Origin of the sequence: Streptomyces sp. MZ04 (assembly GCF_004684775.1) — a bacterium.
Taxonomy (GTDB): Bacteria; Actinomycetota; Actinomycetes; order Streptomycetales; family Streptomycetaceae; genus Streptomyces.
In genome coordinates this window covers 1-614 of record NZ_SRIC01000622.1, presented here as the reverse complement: position 1 = coordinate 614, position 614 = coordinate 1, and the positions used below count along the sequence as shown (strand labels likewise).

Here is a 614-nt window from a genome sequence, read left to right as displayed (position 1 = left end):
GGGGTGCCTGGTGCGCATGGGTGGGTCAGCCCGGCTCACAGCCCAGTTTTTCGTGGCTCACGCCGTCGAGTTTGGTGGCCCAGGCCGTCCAGTCCTCGTCGTAGTCGTCCGTGCGGATCTCGCGATAGACGCAGCCCGCTCCAGAGCCGTAACTGATGGCGTAGACAGTGCCGTTGACGCGGGACTCGAAGGAGTAGGCGTTGCGCTGTGTGCCGTTCTCGGCCTCCGCGTAGCCCGGCGGGCCGTAGCACCAGGCCTGGCCCATCATTCCGGGCTTGGTCCAGAAGCAGACCTGGCCCGGTGGGGTGGCGGCTCGTGACGTGGGCGGGTCCGCGACGGCCGAGGGTGTGACTGTGGTGAAGAGGGCGGTGAAAGCGGCGGTGACGACGGCGGTGCTGAAGCGCATACGGGTGGCTCCCGGGGGGTGGTCGATGCGGTGTGCATGACCTCAATCCCCACTGTTTGCGCAGGTAAGCGCGGTGTGACGCAGATAGACACTGATAGGTGAATCAGGCAGGGTCAGCGGCCCGAGCCCGGATGCGTCCTGCGGTACCTGCGGTCCCAGCGCTCCTGGCGTTCCTTGCGGAGGCGGTAGTCGCGGTACGTCTTCGGGT

General features: G+C 67.1%; 1 protein-coding gene. It reads right to left on the bottom strand.

All coding sequences use genetic code 11. The features are described 5' to 3' along the window. Positions 1-25: 25 nt before the first annotated feature. Positions 26-406: a hypothetical protein gene (locus tag E2651_RS43540; protein ID WP_135336768.1), complete on the bottom strand. Its 381-nt coding sequence runs from the start codon at positions 404-406 to the stop codon at positions 26-28. Positions 407-614 lie beyond the last annotated feature (208 nt).